Annotated in this window: 2 pseudogenes; one reads left to right on the forward strand and one right to left on the reverse strand. The window is 51.3% G+C overall.

The features are described 5' to 3' along the window. Nucleotides 1-218 (forward strand): annotated as a pseudogene (locus AT710_09875). 713 nt (nt 219-931) lie between these two features. Here AT710_09875 and AT710_09880 read toward each other — a convergent pair. Further along, a pseudogene (locus AT710_09880) lies at nt 932-1,107 on the reverse strand.

Genomic DNA, 1,107 nt, shown 5'->3' on the forward strand with positions numbered 1-1,107 from the left:
TAACAAGGCTAACGGGCACATTAAGGAACCTAAACATAAAGCCGGTGGGCGGGTTAGACGCTTGGGGCCTCCTAGACAGGATCAGGAGGGATAGGTTAACTTTAATCAACGGAATCGGGGACCCCCTAATAGTGATAGGGGAATCAACCTGGACAAGGAGCCTATGCAGGACAGATTCAGCCTGCCTACTAATAAACCCAAGAACCAACACCCAGTGAGGAGCCAACTGATCACACATGCCGTTACCAAGGCATGAAACCCAACCACCCTAACCCACCATGGCGGCAACCTTAGGTTTTGGGCCGTCAGAGTAGCAATAACATTAATACTGCTAACCATGACATACCACACATCAACTCACCAAGCCTTAAAACGCCAAGACAACAGTGACGTTGAGGTTGTGTATGTTGTCAGCGCATGTGGTGTCAAGTGGTTGGATTCATTAAATTTTGGGCTGGTAGACCACGATAATATTAATATCGGGTCTTTGGAGTCGATATTACGGTCGCTATACCTTTATTGATCGACCAACAGGGCATGCGGGTTCATCGGGGTTTGGACTGTCAGAGCCGTGATGATAAAACGAACGGCAAACCTCGCCCTTTAGGGCGGGGAGGAGGTCAGTAATATCGCCACGACTCTATTATTCCAAAGTGTAAGGCAACTGCTTAATGCCTGAAACCATGTAGCCGCTGTGATATAACGAATGGCGAGTCTCGCCCCTTCCAATGTGGCGTTTTCAAAATCGCTGAGGGGCGGGGGGTGAAGGGGAGGGAATAAGGAGGGGGAGTTGCAGAGAGGTTCAAGCCCAGACCCCCAGGGTACGAGGCCAACCCGGCGAGGGCACTACCGCTGGACGAGCGGGGCAGCTCCGCCAGCCATGAAGCGATGAGGATGAAAGTATGGGGACAAAGAGGAGGGACTTTTTGGATTAGAGGTATTGGGGTGGGACCGTTTTTAGGTTGTTCTTCACCGCCTCCACGCTTGCCAGGAATTTCTGCCTTTGTTCCTGGTTCAGGTTTAGTTCTATTATTTTCTCGGCTCCCTTCTTGCCGAAGACCACTGGGACCTCCACGAAGACGTCCCTCACGCCGTACTCCCCGTTTA

This window comes from Thermocladium sp. ECH_B, assembly GCA_001516585.1.
Classification (GTDB): Archaea; Thermoproteota; Thermoprotei; order Thermoproteales; family Thermocladiaceae; genus Thermocladium.